At 43.6% G+C, this 26,827-nt stretch carries 25 protein-coding genes; 19 read left to right on the top strand and 6 right to left on the bottom strand.

The genetic code is table 11. The annotated features are described in order from the left end of the window. Window positions 1–167 precede the first annotated feature (167 nt). The 4 genes from mreB to SFC25_RS15575 all read left to right on the top strand — a co-directional run bounded on the left by mreB (window position 168) and on the right by SFC25_RS15575 (window position 3,211). Window positions 168–1,169, top strand: a complete 1,002-nt coding sequence (mreB, locus tag SFC25_RS15590) for a rod shape-determining protein (protein ID WP_411216316.1) — start codon at window positions 168–170, stop codon at window positions 1,167–1,169. A gap of 129 nt (window positions 1,170–1,298) precedes the next feature. Then, window positions 1,299–2,117, top strand: coding sequence for a flagellar hook-basal body protein (locus SFC25_RS15585; protein ID WP_411216174.1), 819 nt, complete (start codon window positions 1,299–1,301; stop codon window positions 2,115–2,117). 12 nt (window positions 2,118–2,129) lie between these two features. After that, window positions 2,130–2,927, top strand: a complete 798-nt coding sequence (locus SFC25_RS15580; RefSeq protein WP_411216173.1) for a flagellar hook-basal body protein — start codon at window positions 2,130–2,132, stop codon at window positions 2,925–2,927. A gap of 20 nt (window positions 2,928–2,947) precedes the next feature. Beyond that, on the top strand, window positions 2,948–3,211 hold the full coding sequence (locus SFC25_RS15575; RefSeq protein ID WP_411216172.1) for a DNA-directed RNA polymerase subunit beta: 264 nt from the start codon (window positions 2,948–2,950) through the stop codon (window positions 3,209–3,211). Between the two features lie 36 nt (window positions 3,212–3,247). Here SFC25_RS15575 and SFC25_RS15570 read toward each other — a convergent pair whose 3' ends face one another. Beyond that, the gene (locus tag SFC25_RS15570) at window positions 3,248–3,406 is read right to left on the bottom strand and encodes a lmo0937 family membrane protein (RefSeq protein ID WP_286160647.1); all 159 of its coding nucleotides are present in this window, start codon (window positions 3,404–3,406) and stop codon (window positions 3,248–3,250) included. A 122-nt stretch (window positions 3,407–3,528) separates the two neighbouring features. Between SFC25_RS15570 and fabZ the strand changes: the two genes are divergently transcribed. The 10 genes from fabZ to SFC25_RS15520 all read left to right on the top strand — a co-directional run bounded on the left by fabZ (window position 3,529) and on the right by SFC25_RS15520 (window position 17,456). Then, window positions 3,529–3,951 carry a 3-hydroxyacyl-ACP dehydratase FabZ gene (gene fabZ / locus SFC25_RS15565; protein ID WP_411216171.1) on the top strand — a complete coding sequence of 141 codons (423 nt, stop codon included), beginning with the start codon at window positions 3,529–3,531 and terminating at the stop codon, window positions 3,949–3,951. 116 nt (window positions 3,952–4,067) lie between these two features. Continuing rightward, the gene (locus SFC25_RS15560) at window positions 4,068–4,553 is read left to right on the top strand and encodes a competence protein ComK (RefSeq protein WP_411216170.1); all 486 of its coding nucleotides are present in this window, start codon (window positions 4,068–4,070) and stop codon (window positions 4,551–4,553) included. An 88-nt stretch (window positions 4,554–4,641) separates the two neighbouring features. After that, window positions 4,642–5,268, top strand: a complete 627-nt coding sequence (locus SFC25_RS15555; RefSeq protein WP_411216169.1) for a hypothetical protein — start codon at window positions 4,642–4,644, stop codon at window positions 5,266–5,268. A gap of 193 nt (window positions 5,269–5,461) precedes the next feature. Then, window positions 5,462–6,577 carry an acyltransferase gene (locus SFC25_RS15550; RefSeq protein WP_411216168.1) on the top strand — a complete coding sequence of 372 codons (1,116 nt, stop codon included), beginning with the start codon at window positions 5,462–5,464 and terminating at the stop codon, window positions 6,575–6,577. Window positions 6,578–6,794: 217 nt separating this feature from the next. Continuing rightward, window positions 6,795–11,267: a PA14 domain-containing protein gene (locus SFC25_RS15545; RefSeq protein ID WP_411216167.1), complete on the top strand. Its 4,473-nt coding sequence runs from the start codon at window positions 6,795–6,797 to the stop codon at window positions 11,265–11,267. A 102-nt stretch (window positions 11,268–11,369) separates the two neighbouring features. Then, window positions 11,370–12,044: a hypothetical protein gene (locus tag SFC25_RS15540; protein ID WP_411216166.1), complete on the top strand. Its 675-nt coding sequence runs from the start codon at window positions 11,370–11,372 to the stop codon at window positions 12,042–12,044. A gap of 13 nt (window positions 12,045–12,057) precedes the next feature. Next, window positions 12,058–13,302, top strand: coding sequence for an efflux RND transporter periplasmic adaptor subunit (locus SFC25_RS15535; RefSeq protein ID WP_411216165.1), 1,245 nt, complete (start codon window positions 12,058–12,060; stop codon window positions 13,300–13,302). Window positions 13,303–13,399: 97 nt separating this feature from the next. Next, window positions 13,400–14,488: a glycosyltransferase family 4 protein gene (locus SFC25_RS15530; RefSeq protein ID WP_411216164.1), complete on the top strand. Its 1,089-nt coding sequence runs from the start codon at window positions 13,400–13,402 to the stop codon at window positions 14,486–14,488. A 179-nt stretch (window positions 14,489–14,667) separates the two neighbouring features. Further along, window positions 14,668–17,067: a cell wall-binding repeat-containing protein gene (locus SFC25_RS15525; protein WP_411216163.1), complete on the top strand. Its 2,400-nt coding sequence runs from the start codon at window positions 14,668–14,670 to the stop codon at window positions 17,065–17,067. Window positions 17,068–17,177: 110 nt separating this feature from the next. Continuing rightward, window positions 17,178–17,456, top strand: a complete 279-nt coding sequence (locus SFC25_RS15520; protein WP_411216162.1) for an AbrB/MazE/SpoVT family DNA-binding domain-containing protein — start codon at window positions 17,178–17,180, stop codon at window positions 17,454–17,456. A 44-nt stretch (window positions 17,457–17,500) separates the two neighbouring features. Here SFC25_RS15520 and SFC25_RS15515 read toward each other — a convergent pair whose 3' ends face one another. Continuing rightward, entirely contained in the window at window positions 17,501–18,271 is a 771-nt protein-coding gene (locus SFC25_RS15515) for an SDR family NAD(P)-dependent oxidoreductase (protein ID WP_411216161.1), read from the bottom strand. 190 nt (window positions 18,272–18,461) lie between these two features. On the opposite strand from SFC25_RS15515, the gene SFC25_RS15510 reads away from it, so the two are divergent. Then, a complete protein-coding gene (locus SFC25_RS15510) occupies window positions 18,462–19,076 on the top strand; it encodes a TetR/AcrR family transcriptional regulator (protein ID WP_411216160.1) in 615 nt (204 codons plus the stop codon). A gap of 16 nt (window positions 19,077–19,092) precedes the next feature. Here the strand turns inward: SFC25_RS15510 and SFC25_RS15505 are convergent, their stop codons facing one another. Genes SFC25_RS15505 through SFC25_RS15490 form a run of 4 tightly spaced genes read right to left on the bottom strand, consistent with a single transcriptional unit; the run spans window position 19,093 to window position 22,438 of the window. Beyond that, window positions 19,093–19,392: an EamA family transporter gene (locus SFC25_RS15505; protein WP_411216159.1), complete on the bottom strand. Its 300-nt coding sequence runs from the start codon at window positions 19,390–19,392 to the stop codon at window positions 19,093–19,095. Between the two features lie 7 nt (window positions 19,393–19,399). Next, window positions 19,400–19,756, bottom strand: coding sequence for an EamA family transporter (locus SFC25_RS15500; protein WP_411216158.1), 357 nt, complete (start codon window positions 19,754–19,756; stop codon window positions 19,400–19,402). Beyond that, window positions 19,722–21,470 carry a DUF6020 family protein gene (locus tag SFC25_RS15495; protein ID WP_411216157.1) on the bottom strand — a complete coding sequence of 583 codons (1,749 nt, stop codon included), beginning with the start codon at window positions 21,468–21,470 and terminating at the stop codon, window positions 19,722–19,724. Before SFC25_RS15495 ends, SFC25_RS15500 begins: the two co-directional genes overlap by 35 nt. Continuing rightward, entirely contained in the window at window positions 21,470–22,438 is a 969-nt protein-coding gene (locus SFC25_RS15490) for a glycosyltransferase family 2 protein (protein WP_411216156.1), read from the bottom strand. The genes SFC25_RS15495 and SFC25_RS15490 overlap by 1 nt, the downstream gene beginning before the upstream one ends. A 292-nt stretch (window positions 22,439–22,730) precedes the next feature. On the opposite strand from SFC25_RS15490, the gene murJ reads away from it, so the two are divergent. Genes murJ through pssE form a run of 4 tightly spaced genes read left to right on the top strand, consistent with a single transcriptional unit; the run spans window position 22,731 to window position 26,648 of the window. Continuing rightward, a complete protein-coding gene (gene murJ, locus SFC25_RS15485; RefSeq protein ID WP_411216155.1) occupies window positions 22,731–24,242 on the top strand; it encodes a murein biosynthesis integral membrane protein MurJ in 1,512 nt (503 codons plus the stop codon). 33 nt (window positions 24,243–24,275) lie between these two features. After that, the gene (locus SFC25_RS15480) at window positions 24,276–25,661 is read left to right on the top strand and encodes an O-antigen ligase family protein (protein ID WP_411216154.1); all 1,386 of its coding nucleotides are present in this window, start codon (window positions 24,276–24,278) and stop codon (window positions 25,659–25,661) included. 34 nt (window positions 25,662–25,695) lie between these two features. After that, window positions 25,696–26,172: a PssD/Cps14F family polysaccharide biosynthesis glycosyltransferase gene (pssD, locus tag SFC25_RS15475; protein WP_038564163.1), complete on the top strand. Its 477-nt coding sequence runs from the start codon at window positions 25,696–25,698 to the stop codon at window positions 26,170–26,172. Continuing rightward, a complete protein-coding gene (gene pssE, locus SFC25_RS15470; protein WP_411216153.1) occupies window positions 26,169–26,648 on the top strand; it encodes a PssE/Cps14G family polysaccharide biosynthesis glycosyltransferase in 480 nt (159 codons plus the stop codon). Before pssD ends, pssE begins: the two co-directional genes overlap by 4 nt. Window positions 26,649–26,827 lie beyond the last annotated feature (179 nt).

The following is a 26,827-nucleotide window of genomic DNA, read 5'->3' as shown; positions in this document are numbered from 1 at the left end:
TCCTGTAAAAGTCCATCCAATCCCTTTCCAATATTCCTACTTTTATCCTTCTTTTCTTTCAGAAATTGCTACTATTCTCCATGTTTTGTGCTACACTATAAAATAAGTAGCATTATGTTCTCGAACGGATGCGACAAAGTTTCTATCTTTACAGGGAGGATCTGAGGATATTGGCACGAGATATAGGAATTGACCTCGGTACGGCTAACGTACTAATACATGTAAAAGGAAAAGGAATCGTTCTGAATGAACCATCCGTTGTCGCGATGGACAGAATTACAGGAAACGTACTTGAAGTCGGGGAAGAAGCACGACGCATGGTAGGCAGAACACCTGGAAATATTGAGGCGATTCGTCCGTTGAAGGACGGCGTAATCGCTGATTTTGATGTAACTGAAGCGATGCTCCGCTATTTCATCAACAAGATCAATGTAAAAGGTTTTCTATCCAAACCGCGCATGCTGATTTGTTGCCCTACCAACATCACAAAAGTGGAACAAAAAGCAATCAGGGAAGCTGCCGAAAAATCCGGCGGTAAGAAAGTATATTTGGAGGAAGAACCAAAAATTGCTGCAATCGGTGCAGGAATGGATATTTTCCAGCCGAGCGGTAATATGGTAGTCGATATCGGCGGCGGTACAACAGATGTTGCTGTTCTTTCCATGGGTGACATCGTCACAGCACAATCCATACGGATGGCTGGGGATAAATTCGATGCGGAAATCCTGCAGTATATCAAACGGAAATACAAGCTATTGATCGGTGAGCGCACAGCCGAGAATATCAAAATTGAAATTGCGACAGTATTCGAAGGTGCGCGTCAGGAATCCATTGATATCCGCGGCCGGGATATGGTAAGCGGTCTTCCGCGTACAATTACTGTGCATTCGCAAGAGATAGAAGAAGCACTGCGTGAGTCAGTCGCTATGATTGTACAAGCGGCGCGTACAGTGCTGGAACAGACACCTCCTGAGCTGTCTGCAGACATCATTGACCGAGGTATCATCCTTACTGGCGGCGGCGCACTGCTTCACGGTATTGACCAGCTGCTTGCTGAACAACTGAAGGTTCCTGTATTCATTGCAGAAGATCCGATGGATTGTGTAGCAAAAGGTACTGGCATCATGCTTGAAAACATCGACAAACTGGAAAAACGAAAAGTAGTATGATAATTGGCCTCTTCTGTATACTTTGATCTCTTTTGTATACGGAAGGGGTTCAATTCGTTTAGGATTCTGCCGATATAATAGATAGAAACCAAAACTTTGGCAATCTAACTGCCTAGGAGGACCGAAACATTGCTTAAAGGATTATATACAGCTGCATCCGGTATGCTTGCCCAGCAGCGCAGACAGGAAGTTCTTTCTAACAACTTAGCCAATGCCAATACGAATGGATACAAAGCAGATCAAGGGCAGCTGCGGGCTTTTCCGGAGATGCTTTTGAAGTCGATGGAGAGCAAACAGACATCAATGGATAGCTCCCGTTATGTAACGACTTCCAAGGAAATCGGCAGCATCAATTCCGGTGTTTATGTGCAAGAGACGATTCCGAACTTTGTCCAGGGAGATTTACGTGAAACAGGTATCAGTACAGATACGGCCTTGGTGGATGGAGCATATCCGGATGAAAACGGCTCTGTATTTTTCAATCTGCAGACAGCAGATGGCGAAGCATACTCTCGAAATGGCAATTTTACCATTGATGCAGAAGGCTTTCTGACGAATGATCAAGGCAGCTATGTGCTGGATACGGCTGGCAATCCAATTCAGACGAACAATCAGACGTATACCATGTCCGCGGATGGTGCAATGCAATTTGCCGACGGCAGGAACATCCAGATAGGACTGACATACGTACAGGATGCATGTCTGCTGGACAAGCAGGGTGAAAACGTTTATACCGCGAGTGAAGAAGCCCAGACGGCAGACGCCCGGGCTGCAGCTGGTGTGACGTATAATATCGTCCAAGGCGCAGTGGAAGGTTCCAATGTGGACTTGCAGCAGACAATGGCAGACATGATGCAGGCTTATCGGACGTTTGAAACGAACCAAAAGGTAATGACAGCATATGATGAAAGCCTGGGAAAAGCAGTCAATGAAGTCGGGAAGCTGTAAAGGAGGAGCAGAATGAGCAGGATGATGACACAGGCTGCCGTAACTATGGGGCAGCTGCAGCAGCGATTGGATTTGATCGCGAATAATATGGCGAATACAAATACATCAGGCTATAAGGCACAGACCTCTAATTTCTCTTCCTTGCTTTATCAGCAGATGAACAACCCGCCGAATGATGAGGCGAATACGACAAGCCGCAGCACGAGTGACGGCATCCGTATCGGTTCAGGAGCATACATGAGCAGTACGAACCCGCTTATGACGATGGGGACGATCCAGACGACGGATCGCAATCTCGATGCAGCGCTTATGAACGACAACCAATACTTCACGATCACTGGCGATGACGGACAGCAGCTCTATACACGCTCCGGGAACTTCTATCTCCAGCCCCAGCAGGATGGTACTGTTGCTTTGACGACAGCAGATGGAAATTTGGTGAACGGTGTCGATGGACCTATTGCATTACGTTCCGATTTTGATAGTATTACAATCAATGACCGCGGAGAGATCGTTGTAGAGCGTAATGGAGAAAATGCTGTGGAAGCAGCTCTTCAAGTTACAGCCATCGATAATCCACGCGTACTGACACGTACAGGTGATACAGCTTTTGAACTTGCTGATCCTGCGCAAGCCCAAGTACTGGGTGCAGGGGACGTTGAACTTCAGGCAGGCAGCCTGGAAGGGTCAAACGTCGATCTTAGTGAACAGATGACGGCAATGGTGAATACGCAGCGCGCTTATCAGTTCAATGCACGGTCGATTTCCATGAGTGATCAGATGAGCGGTCTCATTAATCAGATTAGATAAGAATAAGGAGCCAGAACGCTATGTCGAGTAATGCATCCAAACTCCAAACAAAAGAACAACATGATAAAAAGAAGCAGGCAGAAGGGGAAAAGAAGCCGAAAAAACAACGGAGAAGATTGTTTCCAATATGGCTCCGCTTGCTTGTTGTGCCGATTATCCTGATCATTTTCCTGCTGCTCGGTTTGCTGTTCGGGTATGGCGTATTGGGAGATGGCAATGCGCTGGACGTCCTTAAACGAGATACATGGACGCACATCTATGATTTAATCAACCAGAAGTCATAAAAAAGGCTTGCTCCGGTTACCGGGCAAGCCTTTTTTCTATTTCCTTCCCCTGCTTTTCCTGATTGCATAGATAACGAACAGGATCACAGCAATGATAAGGAAGATGTGAATGATTCCTCCGAGGATATTGAAAATGACACCAATAAGCCAAAACGCGACTACGATGATGCCGATCCATAATAAAAGATTAAGCAATTGGCTTCCCTCCCAGCAGTTTTATGGAACAATACCCTTAACGCAAAACGCGTTAAACATGCAAGCATCATTTTTGGTATAATACGTTAGGAAAGACAACCATTCAGGAGGCTCACCATATTATGTATGATGTTCAACAAATCCAAGAAATAATCCCGCATCGCTATCCATTTTTGCTTGTGGATCAAATAACTGAAATCGAAGAAGGCAAACGCGCTGTCGGCAAGAAAAATGTCACAATCAATGAACCATTCTTCCAAGGACATTTCCCAGATTATCCGGTAATGCCAGGTGTCCTGATCATTGAAGCCCTTGCGCAGACAGGTGCATTCGCCATGCTGATGAAAGAAGAAAACAAAGGGAAAATCGGCTTCCTTGCGGGGGTTGATAAATGCCGCTTCAAACGCCAGGTGAAACCAGGCGATACGTTGAAGCTGGAAGTGGAGATTGTCCGCTTGAAGGGGCCAATCGGAAAAGGGAAAGCAATCGCGACTGTTGATGGGGAGCTTGCCTGCGAAGCTGAAATCACATTTGCAATCAAATAAGAGGACGAAGCATTATGCTTCGTTCTTTTTTACTATTTTTTACATCCCCTTTACATATTAGAAGCGCTGTTTATAGTAATATAGTCTTGTATCAGTCAATATTGGAGGGGGAAATTATGCAAATAGAAAAAAGGGAACAGTACATCATTACCCGCAATACCATTGCTGTCTTCCGTTTGCACGATCCGGTGTATCAATCCCGCGTACTTGAAGCCGATAAAGAGATATTCGTGGAACAATCACCTCTTTCGATCATTGATCATAGCTGCATGCAGTATGGATCCTCTTATGAGGGCAGAGTACATGCGATTGGCAGACTGCTGCGGACGGACAAAAAAGTGCCTATTCCAGTTCATCCGGCTCATGGCGTTTTTATGCTCCCAACTTCCTCACCTACGAACACCCATTGCGTCTGGCTGTCCTTCTATCATATTCAATCCTATAAAGAAACAAAAAGCCGCACCCAAGTCAGCTTCTATAATGGCACGGCACTGTTTGTGGAAACGTCAGAGCGTTCGTTTGACCAGCAGTATAAAAGGACAGGCACTGTCATCGCGTTACTCAATAATGAACATTTTTTCATGGGACAGAGCTTATCCTGAAACTATCAATCACTTCTTCTCACAAAGCGGTTATGTTATCATGTAATCTATAATTACCAGCTTTGGAGTGGAGGAGGAAACCTGTCTTATGCGCGACACATACACCGGAGCCGATCTTCTGGAGCAGCTGCTGCTTCATAAAGAACAGCTTCTTACATCAATCAGACGGGAGGATATCGCACTCGATGCGTTTTTACGCCAAGAAGCGAGACGACCTGATCATAATCCAGTATTTCAGTATGTACTGAAGCACTACATAGGCTTGGTCAATCCCAATCTGACAGAGGCGTTCGAACACACCTTTTTCCGTCTGTTCCAGGAGGCCGCACGTCAGCCGGACAAGCGGAAAATCGTCGGATTGACAGCAGCGTTATATGAAGTGAGAAACCGCCGGGGCAACCCTTCGATGCAATTTCCCCTCGTTACGCATATGCTGCATCTATTGAATGTGCATTATCCAATATATGATCCTGCAAGAATCGCATTCCTCGGTATGCCATCAGCCAATCACCTAATTGGATTCGATAAGAAGATGACACGTTATATCGAACAATACGGTCAGCTTTTCGAATTTTACCAATCCATTTTGCGGAACAGCCGTTTTGCTGCATTGGCTGCTGCATTCGACGAGCATTTTGAGAGTCCCGGTTACGAGCCTCCAAGTGATGCCAAGAAGTTAGATTTGCTTGTGCAGGCATTCAGCCAAACCACGTAAGCACTTACCATCGTAAGTGCTTTTTTTTGTGGGAAAAATTAGGACTAACTGGATAGAGTTTGTAATCATATTGCGTGAAGATTGTGTTGTCATTACAGTTCTGTTAAAACCATTGCGGCACCCCGTTCACAGGGTATATAAAGAGAAAAAGACGGATATGATTTCTTAGAATCTAGAAAGCAGGTAGATGCACATGACGAGAAATTACTCCATAGATTTTTTCAAATGCCTGGCGATCTTCGGTGTTGTTTGTATTCATACACATACATTCCGAGACACCGCTGTCCCATTCGGAAATGGAGAAACTTGGGCTTTCATCATCGATACAATCGCGCGCTTCTCAGTCCCATTCTTCTTTGCTGCATCTGGCTATCTATTTGCCATGAAACTGCAGCGAACAGACAACACATACGCATACTTCAAACGCTATACTGGAAAGCTGATCAGCTTGCTTGCAGCATGGTTTGCTTTTTATTGGGTATATGATTTTATAAAAATAATAACTACGTCAAACGGAACCATGAGCGAACAAAAAGCCGAGCTGTCTGCTTACTTCCAGGATACCTTCCAATGGCGCACTTTATTAGATGGAATTTCTTACACACAATTTCAACTTTGGTTCATGTTCGCTTTGATTTTTTCAATCATCATCATTTATGCTGCTTACAGATTACGCCTGATGAAGCTTACATTACTCGTGGGTCTTGGACTTAATTTGGTAGGTCTTTTGGGACAATCTTATGGAGCACTCTTTCATGTTACGATGGAGGAGACAACACGAAACGGCATTTACTTCGGTTTATTCTATACAGCACTAGGAGCTTGCTTTGGCCTTTATGAAAAGCAAATCGTTCAAGCAGTTCAGGCAATCCATGCGAGAACAATCGGCATACTAGTCGCTGTTGGTTTTGCACTGCAGCTGATCGAGCGTTCCATACTATATTATGGGCTGAACCTTCCGCAGGGAGAGTATCTTATCAGTACTATTCCTCTGACAATATTCCTTCTGCTGTTCACTTTGAAAGCACGTAATATAGGAAAGCATCGCTATGTAGGCATAATTGCTAAAAATGTAGTCGGTATTTACTTGATTCATACATTGTGGCGCAGCATCTTTGATCAGGCACTTGATTACTCAGCCGCGACTCATACATTTGTTTGGGGACTGCTTTATGCACCTGTCTTGTATGTCATATCCTTATTATCTTATATAGGAGTACAGGCTGTTAAAGACAAATTATTAAACCCACAATATAAAAATACTGAAAAAGCGAGAAAATCTTTATTAACAAGTTTAGGAAGAACCTGAAAAGAATTTACGATAACATAACATTGATGTGTTTAGATTCAATTAAATATTATTTTTTTTACAAAATATTAAACTTCCCTCCTTTTTAGCCGATATAATAAGTATGTAAGTTATACGGTTATAAGGGAGGGAATTTATTATCTTTAAAGCACAACTTAATAGTGGTCGCTGGCTCGTTATTATATTGTTTGTATCATTATCTTTCTTAATAACGACCATGAATGTCCAAGCAGCTGCAAGTAGTTGGAGTGAGGAAGATTACTTTAAAACGACTTTTCATAGAACTCATTACACAGGTGGTTCCATAAACAATCCTATTACTAATATCAATCAAGGTAATTGGGTTGGTTACTATTACAATAACAAAACATTAAATGGTACTCCTGTGACAAAGAATTCAATCAGTGAAAATGCAGGTAAGTTGAGTGTGAATTCTGGAAAAAGTTCACCGGTACCTGGTAAAGTTGTCAATGATAATTTTTCTGCAAGATATGTAACTAAAAAACAATTATCAACAGGTACTTATATGTTTACTGCAAAAGCTGATAATGGGATAAGGGTCTATTTAGATGGAAAGTTAGTTCTGGATAATTGGCAGTCTTCCTCAGGGCAACAATCTATCTCCACTTTAGTTAATGTTTTGGACAGCCCATTGCATTCGGAACATTGGATAGAAGTAGAGTATTATGAGGAAACTGGGGACAGCAGTCTAGAGTTTGGTATCTCCCCTTTTAATGATGTGGTAGAAAAAGGGAAATGGACTGCGAAATATTACGGTAATGAGAACTTTGAAGGAAGTGCGTATTACCAAAAAGGCATTGGGACTTTGGCTTACAATTGGCAAAATGGATCACCTTTAAAGCAGATACCTAAAGACCATTTTTCGGCAACGTTCGAAACATCTTTAAGTAGCGGGAAGAATTACTTTGTTCAATCATTTGCAGATGATCGAGTTCGTGCATATATTGATGATTCCAGGATAATAGATAAATGGAGCGGATATGATCCTTCCATAGTCAGTGCACCTATCACAAATCTTAGCAGTGGCGACCATAAAGTTAAGCTTCAATACAAAGAAGTTGTTAACGATGCGGCACTGTATGCAGATGTAGAAGAGTTTGGGAAATGGGTCGGATATTACTACAATAATTTAGATATGAAGGGTATTCCTATCGCCAAAAAAACTTTCTCTAGTAATGCTAAGGATGGATTGAGTTTTGAGTATGAACAAGGTTCACCAGGCGGTATTATTCCTCAAAAGAATTACTCTGCGGTTTTCAATACTTATAAGGTTATAAAACCAGGCCAATATATTTTCAAATATGCAGCAGATGACGGAGTTAGAGTCTATGTAGATGATAAACTAGTAATTGATAAATGGTATTATTCGAAAGTGACTAAACCATTTGAGAGTTTAGTTACCATCTCTAAGAAGAGTAATTCTGATATACATAATATTAGAGTAGAGTATATGCAGAAAAGTAACGCTAGTATTCTAGATCTTCAGGTCCAACCGGCTAGTAGTTCTATTTCAACATCTGATTGGCAAGGTCTTTATTATAAGGGAACAGAATTAAAAGGTTCTACTGTTACGGAAGTATCGCGTGATAAAGAAATTGCTTATAATTGGGGGAGTGGTTCTCCTCAAAAAGCATTGAACAAAGACTATTTCTCTGCTTCTTATAAGAGGAATATAAGTGGTAGCGATAATTACTACATGCAGACCTTTGCAGATGATGGAATTAGAGTGAAATTTGATGATAAAACTGTCATTGATAGATGGAAATATTCATCGAACAAGCTTAACGAAGCTGTGATTTCAGGTATAGGTAAAGGAACCCATACAGTGGAAACTCAATACTTCGAGAACTATAATGATGCGTATGTATTCGCTGATATAGTCCCGTTTGGCGATTGGATAGTGTATTATTTCAATAATTCCAACCTTTCCGGTGTACCTACAGCAACACGAAAGTTGGACGGGGATGGCAAGAGCTTAAAAGTGGATTATGGTTATGGAGCACCAGCGGGTGGAGTGAACAAAGATCATTTTTCAGCTAGTTATTCAACTGCTCAAGTTCTAGAACCTGGAGAGTATGTTGTTAATACGAAGGTAGATAATGGGTTCAAGTTAATAATCGATGGTAAAGTTGTTCTTGATAGATGGGATTCGAAAAATTATAAATCTGCAGAAGAGAACATAATAAAAATCGATAATATTAATAACAGTAAAACCCATAAGATTAGACTAGAGTACAAGGATAACACGAATGAAGCAAACTTAGACTTCTCTATGATACCTGTAAAAGAGAAGCTTTCGGAAAAAGATTGGTTAATGCTGTATTATCCAAATGAAACTCTATCACAGAGTACTAAAGGAACAAAAGTAGCATCTAGCTCAGCGCTTTCCTTTAATTGGAATTATGGGTCTCCATCTGGTATGTCTAATGATCATTTCTCCGCTAAGGCCATGAAAACAATTCAAGGTGGAAGTGATTACTTTATCCATACTATTGCTGATGATGGAGTCAAAGTTAAAGTAGACAATAAAGCATATCTAGATAAATGGAATAATGCCTGGGGTAAAGATGGTCAAGCTTTACTTACAGATCTAGGTTCGGGGGCTCATACCGCAACGGTAGAATATAAGGAAGTAAGAAATCAGGCTTTCCTATATGCAGATATTCTTAGATTGGGACAGTGGAAGGCATATCATTATAATAATGAGGATCTTAATGGAACTCCTATAAAAACCGAAACATTATCTGGTAATGACTTAGGATTAAATCAAAACTATTCAAACAACAGTCCAACAACAGGTATTAATAAAGACCATTTCTCATCTAAGTATGTAACAGCTGAGAAAATAAAGGCTGGAAAGTATGTCATTCGAGCCAAAGCTGATGATGGTATTAAAGTTATAGTTGATGGTAAAACAGTTATTGATCGTTGGGAAAATAGTAAATACAAAGAAGACGCTATTACACTTGATATTAAAGACAGGACGAATGTTCCAGCAGATCAGAAGGATATCCACTTTATCGAAATTCAAAGCTATGATTACATCAATGAGCACAAATTCGATGTATCTATAGAGAATTACGATGATATTATTGAAACGGATAAAGGATGGACTGCTGAATACTTCGCTAATAGAGAATTTGCAGGGAATGCTATTTTAGTAGGCGGTAAGAATTCTTTAAATAATATTAGTGAAATAGATTTTAATTGGGGAACTAAGGCACCAATATCAGGTATTGATAAAGATAATTTCTCTGTAAGGCTACAAAAGAAAATGACATTGTCAGAAGCCAAATCTTTTGTACTAAACGTTAAATCGGATGATGGAGTACGTGTGTGGGTGAATAATAAGCTAGTTGCAGAAAAGTGGTCGAATGGAGATCATAGCATCAAGGAGACGATAGATCTACCTAAGGGAACAAGTACAATCAAAGTACATTACTTTGAAAGAACCCAGGGTGCGCATTTGAATCTACAATTAGCAGAGCATACGGAAACATATGAACAAAAAAATTATAACTATTCATTTGATAACATTCTTGATAAACAAATGGCATTAAAGAATCCACCACCACAAACAGATTCTGGAGGATACTGGCATGCAGCTTCTAGAAGTCAAGTATCCTATTACTTAAACCCGAAGAATTTTCAAAAGGGGACAAGTAGTTACTTCCAATTTATGCGTTTAGATGGAAATGCTAATTTAAATGTCAAGGAAGTTAATAATGAAGTACTTAAAGATAAGGGTAGTCTAGCAGGTAAAGCAAGTACCTATGTAAAAGCAGGTAAGGACTATAATGTCAACGAAGTATACCTGCTGGCGCATTCTTTGCTGGAGTCTGGTAACGGAAAATCTAGATTGGCTACTGGTGAAATGAAAGTTAACGGGCAAAAAGTTTATAACGTTTATGGAATAGGTGCAGTTGATGCAGATCCTGACCAAGCTGGTGCAAATTACGCTTATAGACAAGGTTGGTTCACTGTCGAAAAGGCAATTGAGGGTGGTGCCAAGTGGATAAGGGATAACTACATCAATAAGGGACAAAATACATTATATGAAATGAGATGGAATCCTGAAGCACCCGCTACACACCAATATGCCACTGATATAGGCTGGGCAGTTAAGCAGACTACTAGAATTCAAAACGTGTATAAGCTGCTTTCGAATTACAGTATTACTTATGAAGAACCAGTTTATTCTAACCAGCCTTCTGGAGGAACTTCACCAGATGACAACGATAATGGGGACGCAGAGGTACAGTATCCTGATAATGTCATTGGATATCCTACAACTAGTTTGAATTTCCGAAGCGGTCCAAGTACAAATTATGGAATTATCGGCAGCTTAAGTACTAGTTCAAAACTAGAAATATTGGGTCAAAACAGCAATGGCTGGCTACAAGTAAAAGCTAATGGTAAAACTGGTTGGGTTTCAGGAAGCTATGTGACCATTAAGAATCTGCTTCAAGTAGAACTAGATTCAGGAACACTAAATGTACGATCTGGAGCTTCAACAAGTAGCAGCAGTGTAGGTGCTCTATCTAATGGGGCGTATGTCGCAGCTGTCCTAGATAGTAATGAAAACCGCGTAATGGAAAATGGATTCTCAAAAATCTATTATAATAACGGTACAGCATATGTTTATAGCACATATGTGAATGTGAAATAGACTGGCATTTTGCCAGTCTATTTTTTTATTGTAAATATATGTGCAAATTTTGAAAAATTACGGTAATCTTTTACTATATACATAGAAAAAGGATGGCAGAACATGACATATCATACGAATCCTTTCCGTCTCCTGACTAACCCGAAGGAGACATTATTCAAACTGCGGGAAGCAGAGCAGCTGCGTGGTCATTGGTTATGGACTGTCCTGATCCTGCTTGCTTTCTGTCTCGTTTATGCAGCGCTAGGTTGGGTTGGGGCCGGAACAGAGACGCTGAATCAATTGAAAGCAAACTACATAGGTACGGATTATGAATACGCGAAGTTTTGGTTCATCATTGGCCGTCTCGTCTGGGGATTAGGACTGGGACTGCTCGTCATCTTTGTTGTGTCTCTCGTATTCTATCTGTTTTATGAAATTCCTTATCAGAAACTAGTTGTTATCCAGCTGAGTGTCGGGGTCGTATTCCTGCTGGAAGCTTTATCCTGGCTGCTGCTATTGCCAGCGGCCGGCTTGGAATGGGACCGATCGCCGTTTTCACTTGGAGTCATTGCCGATTTGTTCACAGACAGACCCTGGGTCATCAGCTTGTTTGGTGCAGTATCATTGTTCCAGCTATTTATCCTGTATTTCCAGACTAGATGCCTGCTTGTACTGTTCCCGGCAAAACGCTGGCATGCTTGGGCTGTTGTCGGCATGATTTATATCTGCTATATGATTTTGCTGACACTGCTTGGCGGAATCGGGAATAAAATTGTTGCATTCATCTTCATATAGGAGGACTTGAAGGATGATAAAAAAGCTGATACTGCCGTTAGGAATCGTCCTTGTACTCGTCAACATTGCTATCCTTTATTTGGATGATGATGGCCGGGTGGGCAGGACAAATGTTATACAAAAGTGGGAGCAGGTGACAGCGCAGGATGTCAAAGAGACGCTAACTGTCCCAGGTGTACTGACATCTGCAAACGAAGTGCCAGTCTATCTGGAGGCGGATGCAGGAACTGTATCGGAAATGCTTGTGGAGCCGGGCGATACGGTAGAAGAGGGAGAGGACCTTTTCACCTATCAAGTGGCCGATTATGCGGAGACATACCGTGAATTGACAGCCAGCATCACCTCGCTGGATGAGCAGGTGGCGGCGGTGGAGCAGGCTATCTCAGAAGCGGGTGAGTCTGATGTTGCTGCAAGTGCATTTTCTGAAGATGTGATTGTTCCAGAAACGATAGAAGAGCCTGAAAACGAAGAAGACGCGGTTACAGCAAGTGAAGCGCTGCAGCAGGCAACCGAAGAACAAACTGCCCAACTGCAGGAGCAATACCTGATCAGTCTGGAAAAAGAGCTTGCCGATAGAAATGCGGAACTGACAGCAGCAGAAGACCAGCTGGCAGGGTTGGAGGAGACAGGTGAATATGTGACTGTCACAAGTCCGTCGTCGGGCACTGTGAAATCCATCGATGGATCAGGGAATAAACCTATTATAACCATCCAGGGCAGTGAACTCGTCATTACCGGGGAACTGACCGAAGCAGAGCGGAAACAAGTACAGCATGCTATGACGATTGAGGCAAAGCTTGAAGATGGTCCTGCTTTGGAAGGGGAAATCACGGAGTTGGCTGAACAGCCTGCTGCTACTGTCGAAAAGGAAAGCACATATAAATATGAAGCATCTTATTTTGCAGAAGATGAACAAGCAGATAAGCTTTTAGCCGGCTATCACTTGGATGCCGATATTATACTTGCATATGCCAGTCAAGCTCCTGCCGTTAAACCAGAACAGATAAAGGATAATCAAGTTTGGAAAATGGCAAACGGGCAGCTGTTCACCACCAAGGTGGAGGTTGGAGCACAAAATGATAAACAGGCTGCTATCACAACGGGTCTGGAAGCGGGAGAATTCATTCCTGTGAATCAAGGTGATCATTATCAAAATGAACCTTTTGTTACGCCATGGAAACCGCAGAAAGTGAATTGGTCGACATGGAGTGATTCCTTCACGAGCTATGAATTCCTGCTTGGTCTCCTGGATCATTGATTGTTAAGTATTTCTAAAGAAGTAGACGATTCTACTGCAAGCACTGTCGAATAAGCGTACAATTTGTTTACAATTAAGTACGTAAGGGGCACATTGTATGAAAGTTCATTTAATCGCAAATATGTATCCAAGCAAGCAGCATCCCAACTATGGGGTGTTTGTCGAAAATACAGAGAAGATTCTGGCACAGTCGGGAGTGACATTCGACCGTACTGTCGTTACAAAGCAATCGAGCTCCGTCGGGAAACTGATTGCCTATGCCAGTCACTTTATCAAGGTAATCGGAAAATCAGTATTCCGGAAATACGATGTCACCTATGTACATTATGCAACGCATAATTCGATTCCGGTCCTGATTGCCAAGAAATTGAATAAGAAGATGGTTGTCTACACAAATGTGCACGGCAGTGATGTTGTGCCCGAGTTTCAAAAACGCCAGAAATACCAGCCCTATGTAAAGCGGCTGTTGGAAGTATCAGAAACTGTCATTACACCAAGCGCTTATTATAAGCAGCTTGTGCAGCAGAAATATGGTTTAACGAATCGAATCGAAATTTTTCCTTCTGGCGGCATCAACAAAGATACCTTCTATGAGAAGGAAACCAGGTCTGCCTGCCAGGAGCTGGGGATCAATCAGGCATACAGCTATATCGGATTTGTTGGCCGGATTGATAGAGGAAAAGGCTGGGATATCTATTTGAAGGCTGCTAAGCTGCTGAAGGAAAAAGGCAAATTAGAGAATCATAAGCTATTATTCATTGGCGATGGTCTGGAAAAAGAAAGCTTCGGTAACTTGGTAGACGATTATGGATTACGGGATGATCTCGTGCATTTCCCACTTTTATCCCAGCAAAAGCTGAACAGTGTATACAATAGTATGACTGTGTTCTGTTTCCCAACAATGCGAGAGGGCGAAAGCCTCGGGCTTGTAGGTCTTGAGGCGATGGCTTGCGGAACACCTGTGATTGGCAGCCGGATGGCAGGACTGTTGGACTACATGAAGCATGGCAGGAATGGCTTCCTTTTTGAACCAGGATCAGCGGAAGAGCTGGCTGGCTGCCTCACAACTTATATGGAGCTGCCGGAAGCAGCGAAGCAGTCGATGCGGGAAGCAGCAAAACAGACGGCAGCAGCTTATGAAGTGGAAGCAATCAAGCCTCGCTTGACGAAAATATTTTCTGTTTAAAGTCCAACTGCAGTTGGGCTTTTTTTATTAAGAGAATGTAAAATTGAGCTTTTCATTGTTAAGTTTGTTCAGAGTGTCTAGTAAAATCCGCCTACCCTTTTTATAGTTTAAAAGAGGCAATACAAAATTCGACATAAGTATATTGTATTGTGAATCTAGTAAAAGAAAGAGGGTAACAGGTGGAAAGAAGCAGAGTGACATACGCATTTGTTTTTATTGCTGGTCTTTTTCTCGCATGCTTAGCATTCATCCATCCGACTGATGTGCAAGCAGATTCGAGCAGTCATACTTTTTCAGAGGGTACTGCCACGGTGCAATTGTCAGATGGTAAGACTGTCGAAGTGACGAATGATAATAATGGAGTAATTCGTATTACCGGAGATTCTGGGACACTTTATGAATCCGCGATCGCAGATGCAGATATTGCTTCTGTTCAAGAAACAAAAATGGATAATGCTTCTTATTTGATTCTGGAGTATCGTACGCATGGGACTGCCCAAGCTTTGCAATTTGAAGTATTGCTTGTTACAAGTGAAAAACTGGAAAGCATTTATCAATCCGATTTATATGAAGGAGCGAGACTGACTGTCGACGAGCTAGGGGCACAGCTTGAAGTCAGCTACCCGAAGATCGAACAGGATGTCCCTCTTGCTGAGCCTCAAGAAGTATATATCGAGGCATTCAAAGTAGCACCCCAGCAAGTGACGAAAGCAGATAAGCGAACAGAACCGACGGCCAGTACAGCGCAAGCACGCATGTTCCGTGCCAGTGCTGCCAGCTATACAAACCCAAGCTATGACACAATCAGCCGTAAACTGACTGCTGCTGCAGTTAAATATGATGTGCCAGCAGAGATCGTGAAATCAATTGCTTTCCGTGAAAGCGGCTGGAAACAGTATTGGACGGGAAGCACACCATCCTATCAGGCATCCTGCAGCATTGCGGACGGATCCAATGTCGTGATCGGCTATGACTGTATTGGTATCGGAATCATGCAGGTTTCAGATTATAACCGCAACGACACTGCGGAAATCGAGCGCCTGATGCATGATATCGATTATAATATCGACCGCGGGATGCGTATTCTGAAAGACAAATGGGATGAAGCCAACTCGAAAGCTGAATCCACTTTAGCATATAATCTGATTCCGAAGGTCAACGACGGAAACCCTGACAAGCTGGAAAACTGGTACTTTGCCATTCTGGCATATAATGGCCGGTTGGAGCGGAACGATCCAATAGCAAATCCGCAAACAGCTTATCAAGAGCTTGTTTATAAGGAAATGGAGAATCAGTCGCTGATAACAACGACACCGTTCCCGACGCATCTTTTAACACCTGGACGGATCAGCGGAAAGCTTGGCTCTTATTTCTCATTCCAGACTAACCAAGTATCCACGCCAGGACCTTTGCATGAAAGCACGCAAAACTATGGCAATGGCAGCACCGTCTACGTTACAGCTGACCAGCTCACGCTGCGCAATAGCCCGAATGGCTCTTCCATCGGTTCCTTGCCGCGAGGGGAGAAGCTGACAATCACTGGCGGCTACACAGCTAATAATTCCAATGTGGATCATTATGTCTGGTACCCAGTGCGCACAAGCAGCGGCAAGACAGGTTATGTGGCCAGCGGGTACTTGAGCAAAGCACCTGTTGTCGTACACAATCTCGAAGGCTCCCGACGAAATGCCACTAGTGCGAGTATTTCCAACTACGGCTGGCATCTGGATTCTCCTGAAGCAGTTGTACTTGGAAGAAGTGATTTGCCAATCGATGCTTTTACAGGAAGTGTCTTGGCTGCTCAAATGGATTCTCCGCTTTTGCTGACGGATCAGAGTAAGCTGGAGGAAGTAACAGTTACCGAAATAGATCGATTGAATCCGTCCGTCATCTATATTGTCGGTGCAGAACCAGCCATTTCGAAAAGTATCGAGAACGATTTGCGCAATAAGTTTCCGAATAGCACAATTGAACGGGTAGCCGGTTCTACTCGTTATGCGACAGCTGTAAAGGTAGCTGAGGAGGTAGCTTCTGTTGCGAGTAAACCATCGGAGATCTTCCTGGCAGTCGGAGATGAGAAGTCCCCGGATGCGCTGACGATCGGACCTCATGCTGGTAATGAAGGAATACCGATCTTGCTGACAAGAACAGGGGAACTGCATGATGAAGTGAGGAACTATATCAAGCGCAATAGTATCAAAAAGGTGACGATTATCGGCAGTGAGACAGTTGTATCCAAACGTGTTGCCGATGCAGTCAAGCAGCTCGGTGCCTCTGTAGAACGCGTATATGGAGCAGATCGCTATTCGACGAATGCTGCAGTCATCACAAAGTATTATGGATCCAATCCAGATCAAGTATTCTTTGCAAACGGCCAAACGACGGTAGATAGTCTGTCGGGTGCACCGCTGGCAGCTAAGTATGATGCACCGATCGTTCTTACCAGACCGGATGCCGTCACAAAGCCGACACGAGCTTTCCTCAATAAGATTACCGATCAGCCGGAAATCTTCTATCTTGGTTCTGATGCTGCAATTACAGATAGGACACGCAAGGAACTCGAGGGAATCCTTCAGTAGCACAGAGGGTACAAACATACTAGTGTTTGTACCCTTTTTACGACAATAATATTTTCAATAATTAGAAATATATAGTATAGTGTTAACATCACAGTAAAGGAGGCGTTTTCATGAAGAGTACCGGGATTACGAGACGGGTCGATCATCTAGGGCGTGTCGTCGTGCCGAAAGAAATCAGAAGAGAGTTCGGCATTGAAGAAAAAGATCCTGTGGAAATTTTTGTCGAAGGTGATAAGATCATCTTCCGAAAGTATCAGCCTGGTTTTACTTGTGCCATAACGGGAGAGATCACACCGGAGAACAAGCAATATGCAGACAATCTGTATTTAAGTCCGGAAGGTGCCCGCATCCTTTTCGACAAGCTGAAAGAAGAATTTGAATCCAATTAAAAAAGACGCAGCTGACAGGTATCTGTCGCTCGTCTTTCTTTTTTTTATACAGAGGTTGTACCTTGTCCTCCATCAACTCGAAAATAAGAGCCATTGATGAAGCTGGAACGATCGGAAGCGAGAAAGAGCATCAATCCAATGACCTCTTCTACTTCTCCATACCGATTCATCGGAACACTTGCTTCAAAGCCTCGGCGTGCCGCGTACTCATTACCTTTGGCTGCTTTCGTTTCGATATCTTCCATCCATTCTGTATCTAGAGCCGACGGGCATACTGCATTTACGCGTATACCGTAGTCTGCAACTTCCAAGGCTGCTGTCTTATTGAGACCGAGCATAGCGTGCTTGGATGCGACATACGTGCTCATCCCGGGTCCGCCCAGTAAGCTGCCGCTGCATGCAGTATTTACGACTACACCGCTTTTTTGCTCGATCATGACACGCAGTATATGCTTTAAACCGAGGAAAGCGCCGACTACATTTACTTGAAGTACTTCCTGCAGGCTCGCAGCAGTTTGTTCTGTTATCGGAACAAAATCACCGCTTAATCCAGCCTGATTGATCAACACATCGATTCTTCCAAATCGCTGCAGTGTCTTTTCCACAAATTGTTCTACATCTGCCTCTTTTGTGACGTCTGCAGCAAGCAGAATTTTTTCTGCATCAATAAATGCAGCAGTCCTTTCCAATGCTTTCTCTGAAAGGTCGATCAACGCAAGCTTGGCACCTGCTTTTGCAAAAGCTTCCGCTGCAGCTGATCCGATTCCGCCGGCAGCACCAGTGATCAAAACGACCTGTCCTTGGAATTCCTTCACTGTGCGAGCCCCCTTATTATATATAGAAGGTATTACCTGAAGATTTTGAGCAGGTTATGTCATAGTAATCTTAGCGCATTGACAACTAGGTAACAATGCTCAATAATCTAGGTATTGTAACCTAACCAACAAAGAAATAAAAGAAATGTAATATAGATGAAATTAATAAACAAAAAAGGCGGTTTTGTTGATGAAATTAAGAACGGACCGACGGAGCAAAAGAAGTGTGAAAGCACTTAAACAGGCTTATATCGATTTGATATTGGAGGAAGAAGATAAGCGAATCAGCATTCAGCAAATAGCGGATCAGGCTGACTATAACCGCGGTACCTTCTATAAGCATTTTGCCGATAAAGAGAGCTTGAAGGAAAGTATCCTGACTGATTTCCTGGATGGTATTGCCGTCGCATTGTTGGAACCCTACAAGGAAAGCGCTTATGTCGATTTACAGGAGCAGGCCCCTTCCACGATGCGCATATTCACGCATATATATGAAGAAAGGCGTGTACTACAAGCACTGCGGATTCTTTATCCTGACATAGCGGACAAAATGCTGCGTGTATTCGTTGAGTGCTTGTCAGGTGATTTCTATATGGAAACAGAAACGCCGAGGATTCCAGTTGATTATGACCTGATGATCCATTTTCAAATGGCAGCTACTGTCGGCTTTATCATGCGCTGGGCAGATTCGAACTTTAAATTCTCCACCTTGCATCTATCGGAACAATTTACAGAATTGGTTCGGGTAAGACCCTACAGGCTTGTCAATAAGACTGTACAAAAAGAAAACGACTCCCACGATTGAAGCGGGAGTCGTTTTTTTATAGGACAAGGCAAGCAGCGCCTGCAACCAGCAGGCCAACGCCAATTATTTGCCGCATGCGGATATGTTCTTGTAGGAAGTAATACGACAGCAAAAGTGTCCACACGTACGTAATGGCCGTCAGTGGAAAAACGACGGAATAAGGCAGCAATGTGAGCACATAGATGTTGATCAATGCAGCAGATCCATAACAAGTGAGACCAATTAGAAGTGTACGGTATGTATGCGTTGATGGATCGCTGGCCCTTTTAAAGAAGAATCCGCCACCAGCTCCAAGCATCGTACAGGAGATTAACAATATCCAGCTAATTCTCCCCACCCCCAATCAGGATTGCCCCAACGATAATCAGCGCCGTCCCGAAGATATGCATGGCAGAAATATGCTCATCCAAGAAGATGGAGCCCATCACCAATGCGAAAATATAGCCGAGACTCAGCATTGGATGCAGCACACTCAGCTTGCCGAAACGGAAGGCAATCATCATGGTAATTGCTCCTGCTCCATAACATACACAGCCAATCAGAAGGGGAATATTGATACCTCCGTCCGCAATTTTCCATAACAACTGACCGACACTTGTAAAGACAGCTGACAATAAGATTATAGCTATACCAAGCTTTTGCTTGCTATGACTGTTGTGTTCGGTTTGGGAGTTCTCCATGGCTTGGCTCCTTTCCTTTCTTATACAAACAAGCGAAGAGAAGGAAGAAGATACTTACCATGCTGTTGCTCACTTGGTAGCGATAATCCTGAGCCGGCAGTCCGACAAAAATTGTTGCCGTATTGAAGAGCACTGGCAATATCGGCAGCCAAGCAATCGGTCCGAGCTTACGGGAAGCGATCAAGCTGAACAAGATGATGAGAATACTGAAGACTGCCGGACGCCAGAAGAGTTCTTCGGTATGGTAGCGTGACGTTTCCAGACCGTATTCCACTACGTTATACAAGGTTTGGCTTACTGGCTTTGTTTCCAGTCCCATCTCATTTGGATCCACATCTATCGTATATGGATTTGTGTATCCATCCACAGGCTTATTGATTTGCCAAACGAGGGAAGTCTGTTTTAGATATGCCTCGATAACGATAGCAGGGTTCTGTTTCACGATATCGAACCAGACGGACAAGTACTTGCCCATATCGGCTACAATGACATCATCCTTGAAGTTATCGTGGAATTTGATTCGGTCTGTCAGGTATGGATTATATGCATCCCAGTCTTCAATCGGCAGTATCGTATCCAAATAAGCCAGCTGCTCTTCCGTCAGCTCGCCGTCCTGGGACACGACGGCTGCAATTTGCTGCGTCGGTATACTCATGGATTCATTCGGGTTTGCTGATTGGATGTTGTAAGCCGTAAATACGGGTCCTGTTACAACGATATAAAGCGCTGAAACCAGCACTAGCGGTGTGAGTAACTGTTTCCAGTTCCGTCGATAAGCAATGAGCATGCCGAAAGCCGTCAATACGGCGATAGGCAATCCGTTATTCCGGAAAAATGCAATGCCGAGAAGCACAACCGTAAATGTCGCAATACCATTCCAAGTCCGCAAGTTTCTCCCTTCCTGCAATACCGTCTTCATAACAAAGATTGTCAAGAACACGATGAAGGTGCTATATACGACATCCTTCCAAAGAATGGTGGAGAAAATGCCGTTGACCGGCAGAACTGCCCATAGGAGGGCTGCAATCCAAGCTATCCTTTTTCCGAGTCCATATTGGCGGAAAGAATAAATGCCATAGGAATACACAAACGACATAAGCAGTATCTGGAATATGACGATGATAGCCGGAGAATCCCAAATCATGGTCAATACTAAGATCACCATTGTGTAAGCAAACGGATGCCAGTTATTGAATTCCATATTCTCTACTTGACGCCAGTGATTCAACGAATCGGGACTCATATTTCCCGGGAAGAAAGCGAGCAAGTAGATCATCCAGACAAGTATCATCGGCAGCATATACCACAGGATCTGCCACCTGCTTACCATCGTCCTCCGCCACATATAACCTCCACGCAGCAGGAGAAAAGCGATGAAGGAAAAGAAGCAGAAGATCGCAGCAAGCGAGATAAGGTCCACAAGCACCGTCTCGTACCAAGGTCGATTGACGAACAGCGGCCAGTCAATCAAGCTGATCAGCGTATAAATGGACAGCAGGGCAATGCCTATCATTATGTAGCGCTTCTCCAGGACTGCCTGGGAAATTTGTTTTCGAAAGCAGAGGAAAGCATAAAAGAAACAGATACTGATAACGGAAAGGACAGCGTATTTCAGAAGTGATGTATCCTGCCTTTCCTGCATAATAGCCAATACAGAAATAGTGGCTGCAAGACCTGCAGCCACACTGATCAAAAGGTTTCGAACAAGCGTCATTACATGGAGCCTCCAGTTCTGGTCATACCTTGGACAGGTTTCGGTTTCGTTTCCGCCTGGATCCGGTTCAATTCCAATTCGTACTGTTTACGCTGATTGGAAGCAACAGTATCCAATATGGCGCCGCAAGCGAAGCTCAACACCGACAGGACAACCAATCCGACAGCGAGAATGGCCGATGGAACCCGCGTGATGAACTCGGTCGCGAAATATTCAGCGATGACCGGAATTCCGACAGCTAGTCCGAGTACGAGAAACAGAAGGGACCATGCTGTGAAAAAGAGCATTGGTTTGTATTCCTTGAACAGGGTGAAGATCTTGTACAGCACTTTGCGGCCATCAGCCAATGTGTTCAATTTTGAATAGCTTCCTTCCGGGCGGTCCCGGTAAGCGATAGGTACTTCGACGATTGCAAGCCGCTTGTCGAGTGCATGGATGGACATCTCGGTCTCGATCTCGAATCCGGGACTCATGATGGGCATTGTCTTCACAAAAAGACGGTCAAAGGCGCGGTAGCCAGTCATGATATCGCTAAGCTTCTTTTTATATAGGAAGTTGATGCAATTTTTCACCAGTGTGTTCCCAAGGTTATGGAACTTGCGTTTATTCTCTTTAACATATGTGCCATTCGACAGGCGGTCACCGATGACCATATTGGCACGGCCTTCCTGGATCGGTGCAATCAGGTCATGGACGAATTCAGCAGGATAGGTATTATCCCCATCGACCATTACATAACAATCGGCTTCTATATTGCGGAACATGGAACGTACAACATGTCCTTTGCCTTGCTGGTATTCGTGGCGGACGATTGCGCCATGCCTCCGGGCAACCTCGCTCGTCTTGTCTTTTGAATTGTTGTCGAACACATAGATATCTGCTTGAGGCAGCTGGTTCCGGAAAGCATCGATAACATCACCGATTGTTTGTTCTTCGTTATAGCATGGAATCAATACAGCTATTTTCAATACGTACACTCCATTCCTTTTCTAGGATATGTCGAACCAAGTCTAGCAAAGGATTATTGTGCAACTGTTAACCAATGGTGAAGTAATTGTAAATAGTATGAATATACGAATATTTTGTAAAGTTATGCCCGAGCCCAGTTACTGGAAGGGATGAAGGCGTGTTGTATACTATGCGGTACGTTAAGATACTGTAAATTGCCTTGAAACGGCTTTCTGTTCAGTCTTATAATTTAGCCAGCAATACGCATCCCATAAGTTATATCTGCATGGGCAAATAGAGAGAGGTCCTATCATGAAGTCGAAACTTCGCATCGCCAGTCTGCTGCTGCTGCTCGTAACCCTCGTGCTGAAGGTATCAGGGTTGATCCGGGATATGCTCATAACCAATTATTTCGGAGCCAGCAGTGAATCGGATGCCTACTACGCGGCATTCGCACTGCCGAACATGTTTATCTTGTTCCTGACAACAGGGATGAAGAGTGCGTTCGTTCCAAGTTATATCAAATACAAAGAAAAGAGCAGAGGACTTTCACATCTGCAGGATGTATGGAAGGGGACACTGCTGTTCAGTTTACTTATCTCGGTTGTTTTCATTTTTATCGCGCCGGTATATATCCGTCTTCTATATCCGAATCTGACAGGCGATACAGCGCAGATGGCAACGATCATGACGATCATATTCCTTTCCTCGTTATTATTCGTCGGTGTCAATGCGGTGCTCGAAGCCTACTTCGATGCCGAGAACAAATACTATTTATCGGTACTGGCACAAGCAATCGTGCTCTTAGGAACAATCGGAAGCGCCTTGCTCTTCGCGGATGAAATCGGGGCTTATGCTTTTGCATTTGGTAACATGGCAGGCGTGATCCTGAGCTTGCTCTTCAAGCTTCTGCTCTTACTGCCAAAACGGACACTTACATGGAAAGGCAAAATAAATTGGGAAGATAATAAGCGATTCTTCCATATTTTCATACCAGTGGCGCTGACGGCGATGATCGGTCAAATTACCTTACTGATTGATACGTCCTTTGCAAATATGCTTGGCAGAAGCTTTGTTACATACTTAAATATCGCAAAGAATTTAACGCAATTCCCGCAGAATATCATCGGCGTCACAGTCGGTACAATCGTATTTCCGCTGCTAGCTGCCGCGTATGCGAAGCAGGACATGGAAAGCTTTAAGGAGAATATCACACGCGGTTTGCAGATTATGTATTTCGTTCTGCTGCCAGTACTGACAGGTATGATGCTGCTGATGCCAGAGATTGTCACCCTGCTTTTTGTAAACGGGGAATTTACTGCACAGCATGCAGAAGAGACGAGTATCGCAGCTTATTACTATTTCGGCACCATCTTGTTCTACAGCCTGGTCATCATCGTCAACAATGGTTTTTATACGATGGAAAAGGGACATTATATGATGCGGCTCGGGTTCTTATCTATCGGTTTGAAGCTCTTGCTCAACTACTTATTTACAGAAAGCTTCGGTTTCATCGGTATTCCGCTCTCTTCATCTGTGACTGGCTTCATCTATGCAGTCGCCTGCTTCCTACTATTCCGGAAGCTCACAGGTGGAATACCTATTAAAGGGATGCTAGCGGATGTCGCCAAGACGACTGCCAGTGTACTTATCATGGGAATCGCTGTCCTCTTGATCAAAGAGAATTTGAACGACATGCAGCCTATCCTGACAATTCTTATCTGTTCAGCAGCAGGAGTCATCGTATTTCTGATCTGCGTATTCCTGATGAAAATCAAATCATTCTACATCCTATTGGGAAGAGGCGGCTCCGCTGCTAAGTAATTGGCAAGAGTGGCACGAAGGAGGACAACCATTTTGCAAGCTTTGATACAGAAACTTAAAGATAATCACCATATATTCGAAAAGCTGTTCATTTTCTTCATACTGGCTCAGCCGTTTCTTGATTTGCTGTCGTACCTTGGGATTCCCATTTCCAATCCTGTCCGCCTGCTTGTGATACCGGCAGGAGCGCTGTATATGCTCAGTTATCCAAACCGGCGCTGGAGCAGGAATACCCTCATTTATATGCTGGTGCTTGCTGTGTACTTTGCTATCAACTTCGGCATCAGTATGATCTACAAAGATCCCGTGTCAGCAGCAGGGGAGCTGACATTTATTCTGAAGACTTTCTTCTTCATCACGGCTTTGCTTGTTTATGTGATGATTTTCCGGCATATCGGAGAAAATCGGGAATGGAAAGTGATTGTACCAAAATATCTATTTATTAACACAAGTGTCGTCAGTGTCGTGATGCTCATCGCGGAGCTCACTGGAACAGGTAAGCGGAGCTACGATTACTTGGCAAAGCAAGGTCATTCTGGCTGGTTCTTTTCCGGTAATGAAATCAGTGCCATTTTAGGTATGGGTTTCTGCGGGGCGATCATCTACTATCTGTTCATAAAGAAGGGGCTTGCGGCGCAAATTATTTGTACAGCACTTATAGCCGTCATGATATGGGCGATGCTGACAATCGGAACGAAAGTCGCATTCGGGGCCGCCCTGCTTGTATTGGGCATGGCATTTCTGCTGCTTCTCATCCAAGCGATCATCAAGCGGGATAGCTTCATTCAAGCTGGTGTCGTCCTGGTTCTGTTAGCAGTAACCATATTTATCTCGCCTGAGATGCCGATCGGCAATAACCTCGGATTATCAGTGGATATGGCAAATGAAAAGGCAGCACAGCAGCAGGAACAAGCAGAAGCTCCACCATTGCCGGAGGAAGCGGAAGAGGGGGAAGTTCCGCCTCCTGGCAGTGTTAGGCAGTGGAGTTCCTGGCAGCTCATGGCATTGAATGGACGGGAAGAATTTTTTGGCACAGTACTTTATTACTTTGAACGGGCACCCGTCATTCAAAAAGTTTTCGGCATGGGAATCGGCGGAAACTACACCGGGAAAGAACCACGGATCATCGAAATGGATATCCTGGATTGGTTCTTCGGTTTTGGATATCTCGGAACTTTGATCCTCGTGCTGCCGCTGCTGTTCGTTACCGGCAGTATCCTGGTATTCATCTTCAAGCAGCGATTCCGCACCGTAAGCCCAACTGCTTTGTTCAGCGGTGTTGGAGCTTGTATTGGTCTTGGTGCAGCATTCATTGCCGGCCACATTTTATCGTCACCGGCATCCGGATTTTATCTGGCGTTATTCCTCGGGTTCCTGTATGGATTGCTCAAGCAGAAGCCGGAGAAGTTCTTTCAATAGCATCTCACCTTAACTGAAATGGAGCGAATCTGTGATGAAAAAGAAAAAGAAAAAATTGCTTCTGATCTCTTCCATTGGCGGACATTTGACACAGCTTTTGCAGCTGGAACCGCTATTCAAGGAATATGACTATCATATCGTGACAGAGAAATCCGAGATCACGGAGCAAATGAAGGGCAAGCACCCGATGAGCTTCCTTGTTTATGGAGCACGTAATTATCCTTTTCGTTATATATTCAAGTTCAGTTATAACATCATTAAATCCATTTTCTTATTCTTGAAGCATCGTCCCGATGTTGTCATCTCCACGGGAGCACATACATCTGTGCCGATGTGCTATATCGCGAAGCTGTTCGGGAAACGTGTCATCTTCATTGAAAGCTTTGCAAAGTCCACTTCGCCGACCATCTCAGGGAAGCTGATTTACCCAATTGCCGATCTATTCATCGTGCAATGGGAGACGATGAAACAGATTTATCCAAAAGCGGTCTATGGGGGGTCCATCTATTGATACTGGTCGTCTTAGGTACGCACGAGCTTCCGTTCAACCGTCTGCTTGAAGAAGTGGAAAGGCTGAAACGGGAAGGAACCATCACCGAAGAAGTTGTCGTCCAAGCTGGACATACGAAGTTTCAAAGTGATTTGCTGACGATTAAACCGTTCGTTAATTACGAGGTCATGGACCAGCTGATGGAGGATGCACGTCTTATCATCACACATGCAGGCACCGGTTCGGTTATTTCCGCTTTGAAAAAGGGTAAAAAGGTCATCGCGGCAGCCAGACTGAAAAAGTATGGGGAACATAACGATGATCATCAGCTGCAGCTTCTGTCAATCTTCCTGGAACAAAAGCATATCCTCAGCTGGGGAGAAGGGGAAGACCTGGGCAAGGTAATACAGGAAACAGAGAGCTTTGAGCCAGAGCCATTCCAATCAGGAAAAGAGAGAATGTTCACGATTCTAAGCAACTTCATCAAAGAAGCTTGATAAATGTTAATGAAATGTAAAGGCACTTGACCTGGATATGGTGTAAAATTTACATTGTGTGTAATTGTGTTTTGTCAACAGAAACATTATAATAGTACAGAACCTACGCAGAATACTGTCGAAATCTAGTAATTTATGATACTTGGATTATAAAAGAATTTTTGGAACGATTTGCAAGC

It is taken from the genome of Terribacillus saccharophilus, from assembly GCF_046592595.1.
Lineage (GTDB): Bacteria > Bacillota > Bacilli > Bacillales > Amphibacillaceae > Terribacillus > Terribacillus saccharophilus_C.
This window is presented reverse-complemented; position numbering and strand designations above follow the sequence as displayed.

Bases quoted from the DNA above. Each gene is read 5' to 3' on its own strand.
- SFC25_RS15580 (WP_411216173.1), top strand. From the start codon at position 2,130: ATGAGCAGGATGATGACACAGGCTGCCGTAACTATGGGGCAGCTGCAG.
- SFC25_RS15575 (WP_411216172.1), top strand. From the start codon at position 2,948: ATGTCGAGTAATGCATCCAAACTCCAAACAAAAGAACAACATGATAAA.
- fabZ (WP_411216171.1), top strand. From the start codon at position 3,529: ATGTATGATGTTCAACAAATCCAAGAAATAATCCCGCATCGCTATCCA.
- SFC25_RS15560 (WP_411216170.1), top strand. From the start codon at position 4,068: ATGCAAATAGAAAAAAGGGAACAGTACATCATTACCCGCAATACCATT.
- SFC25_RS15555 (WP_411216169.1), top strand. From the start codon at position 4,642: ATGCGCGACACATACACCGGAGCCGATCTTCTGGAGCAGCTGCTGCTT.
- SFC25_RS15550 (WP_411216168.1), top strand. From the start codon at position 5,462: ATGACGAGAAATTACTCCATAGATTTTTTCAAATGCCTGGCGATCTTC.
- SFC25_RS15545 (WP_411216167.1), top strand. From the start codon at position 6,795: ATGAATGTCCAAGCAGCTGCAAGTAGTTGGAGTGAGGAAGATTACTTT.
- SFC25_RS15540 (WP_411216166.1), top strand. From the start codon at position 11,370: ATGACATATCATACGAATCCTTTCCGTCTCCTGACTAACCCGAAGGAG.
- SFC25_RS15535 (WP_411216165.1), top strand. From the start codon at position 12,058: ATGATAAAAAAGCTGATACTGCCGTTAGGAATCGTCCTTGTACTCGTC.
- SFC25_RS15530 (WP_411216164.1), top strand. From the start codon at position 13,400: ATGAAAGTTCATTTAATCGCAAATATGTATCCAAGCAAGCAGCATCCC.
- SFC25_RS15520 (WP_411216162.1), top strand. From the start codon at position 17,178: ATGAAGAGTACCGGGATTACGAGACGGGTCGATCATCTAGGGCGTGTC.
- SFC25_RS15510 (WP_411216160.1), top strand. From the start codon at position 18,462: ATGAAATTAAGAACGGACCGACGGAGCAAAAGAAGTGTGAAAGCACTT.
- SFC25_RS15500 (WP_411216158.1), bottom strand. From the start codon at position 19,756: ATGGAGAACTCCCAAACCGAACACAACAGTCATAGCAAGCAAAAGCTT.
- SFC25_RS15495 (WP_411216157.1), bottom strand. From the start codon at position 21,470: ATGACGCTTGTTCGAAACCTTTTGATCAGTGTGGCTGCAGGTCTTGCA.
- murJ (WP_411216155.1), top strand. From the start codon at position 22,731: ATGAAGTCGAAACTTCGCATCGCCAGTCTGCTGCTGCTGCTCGTAACC.
- pssD (WP_038564163.1), top strand. From the start codon at position 25,696: ATGAAAAAGAAAAAGAAAAAATTGCTTCTGATCTCTTCCATTGGCGGA.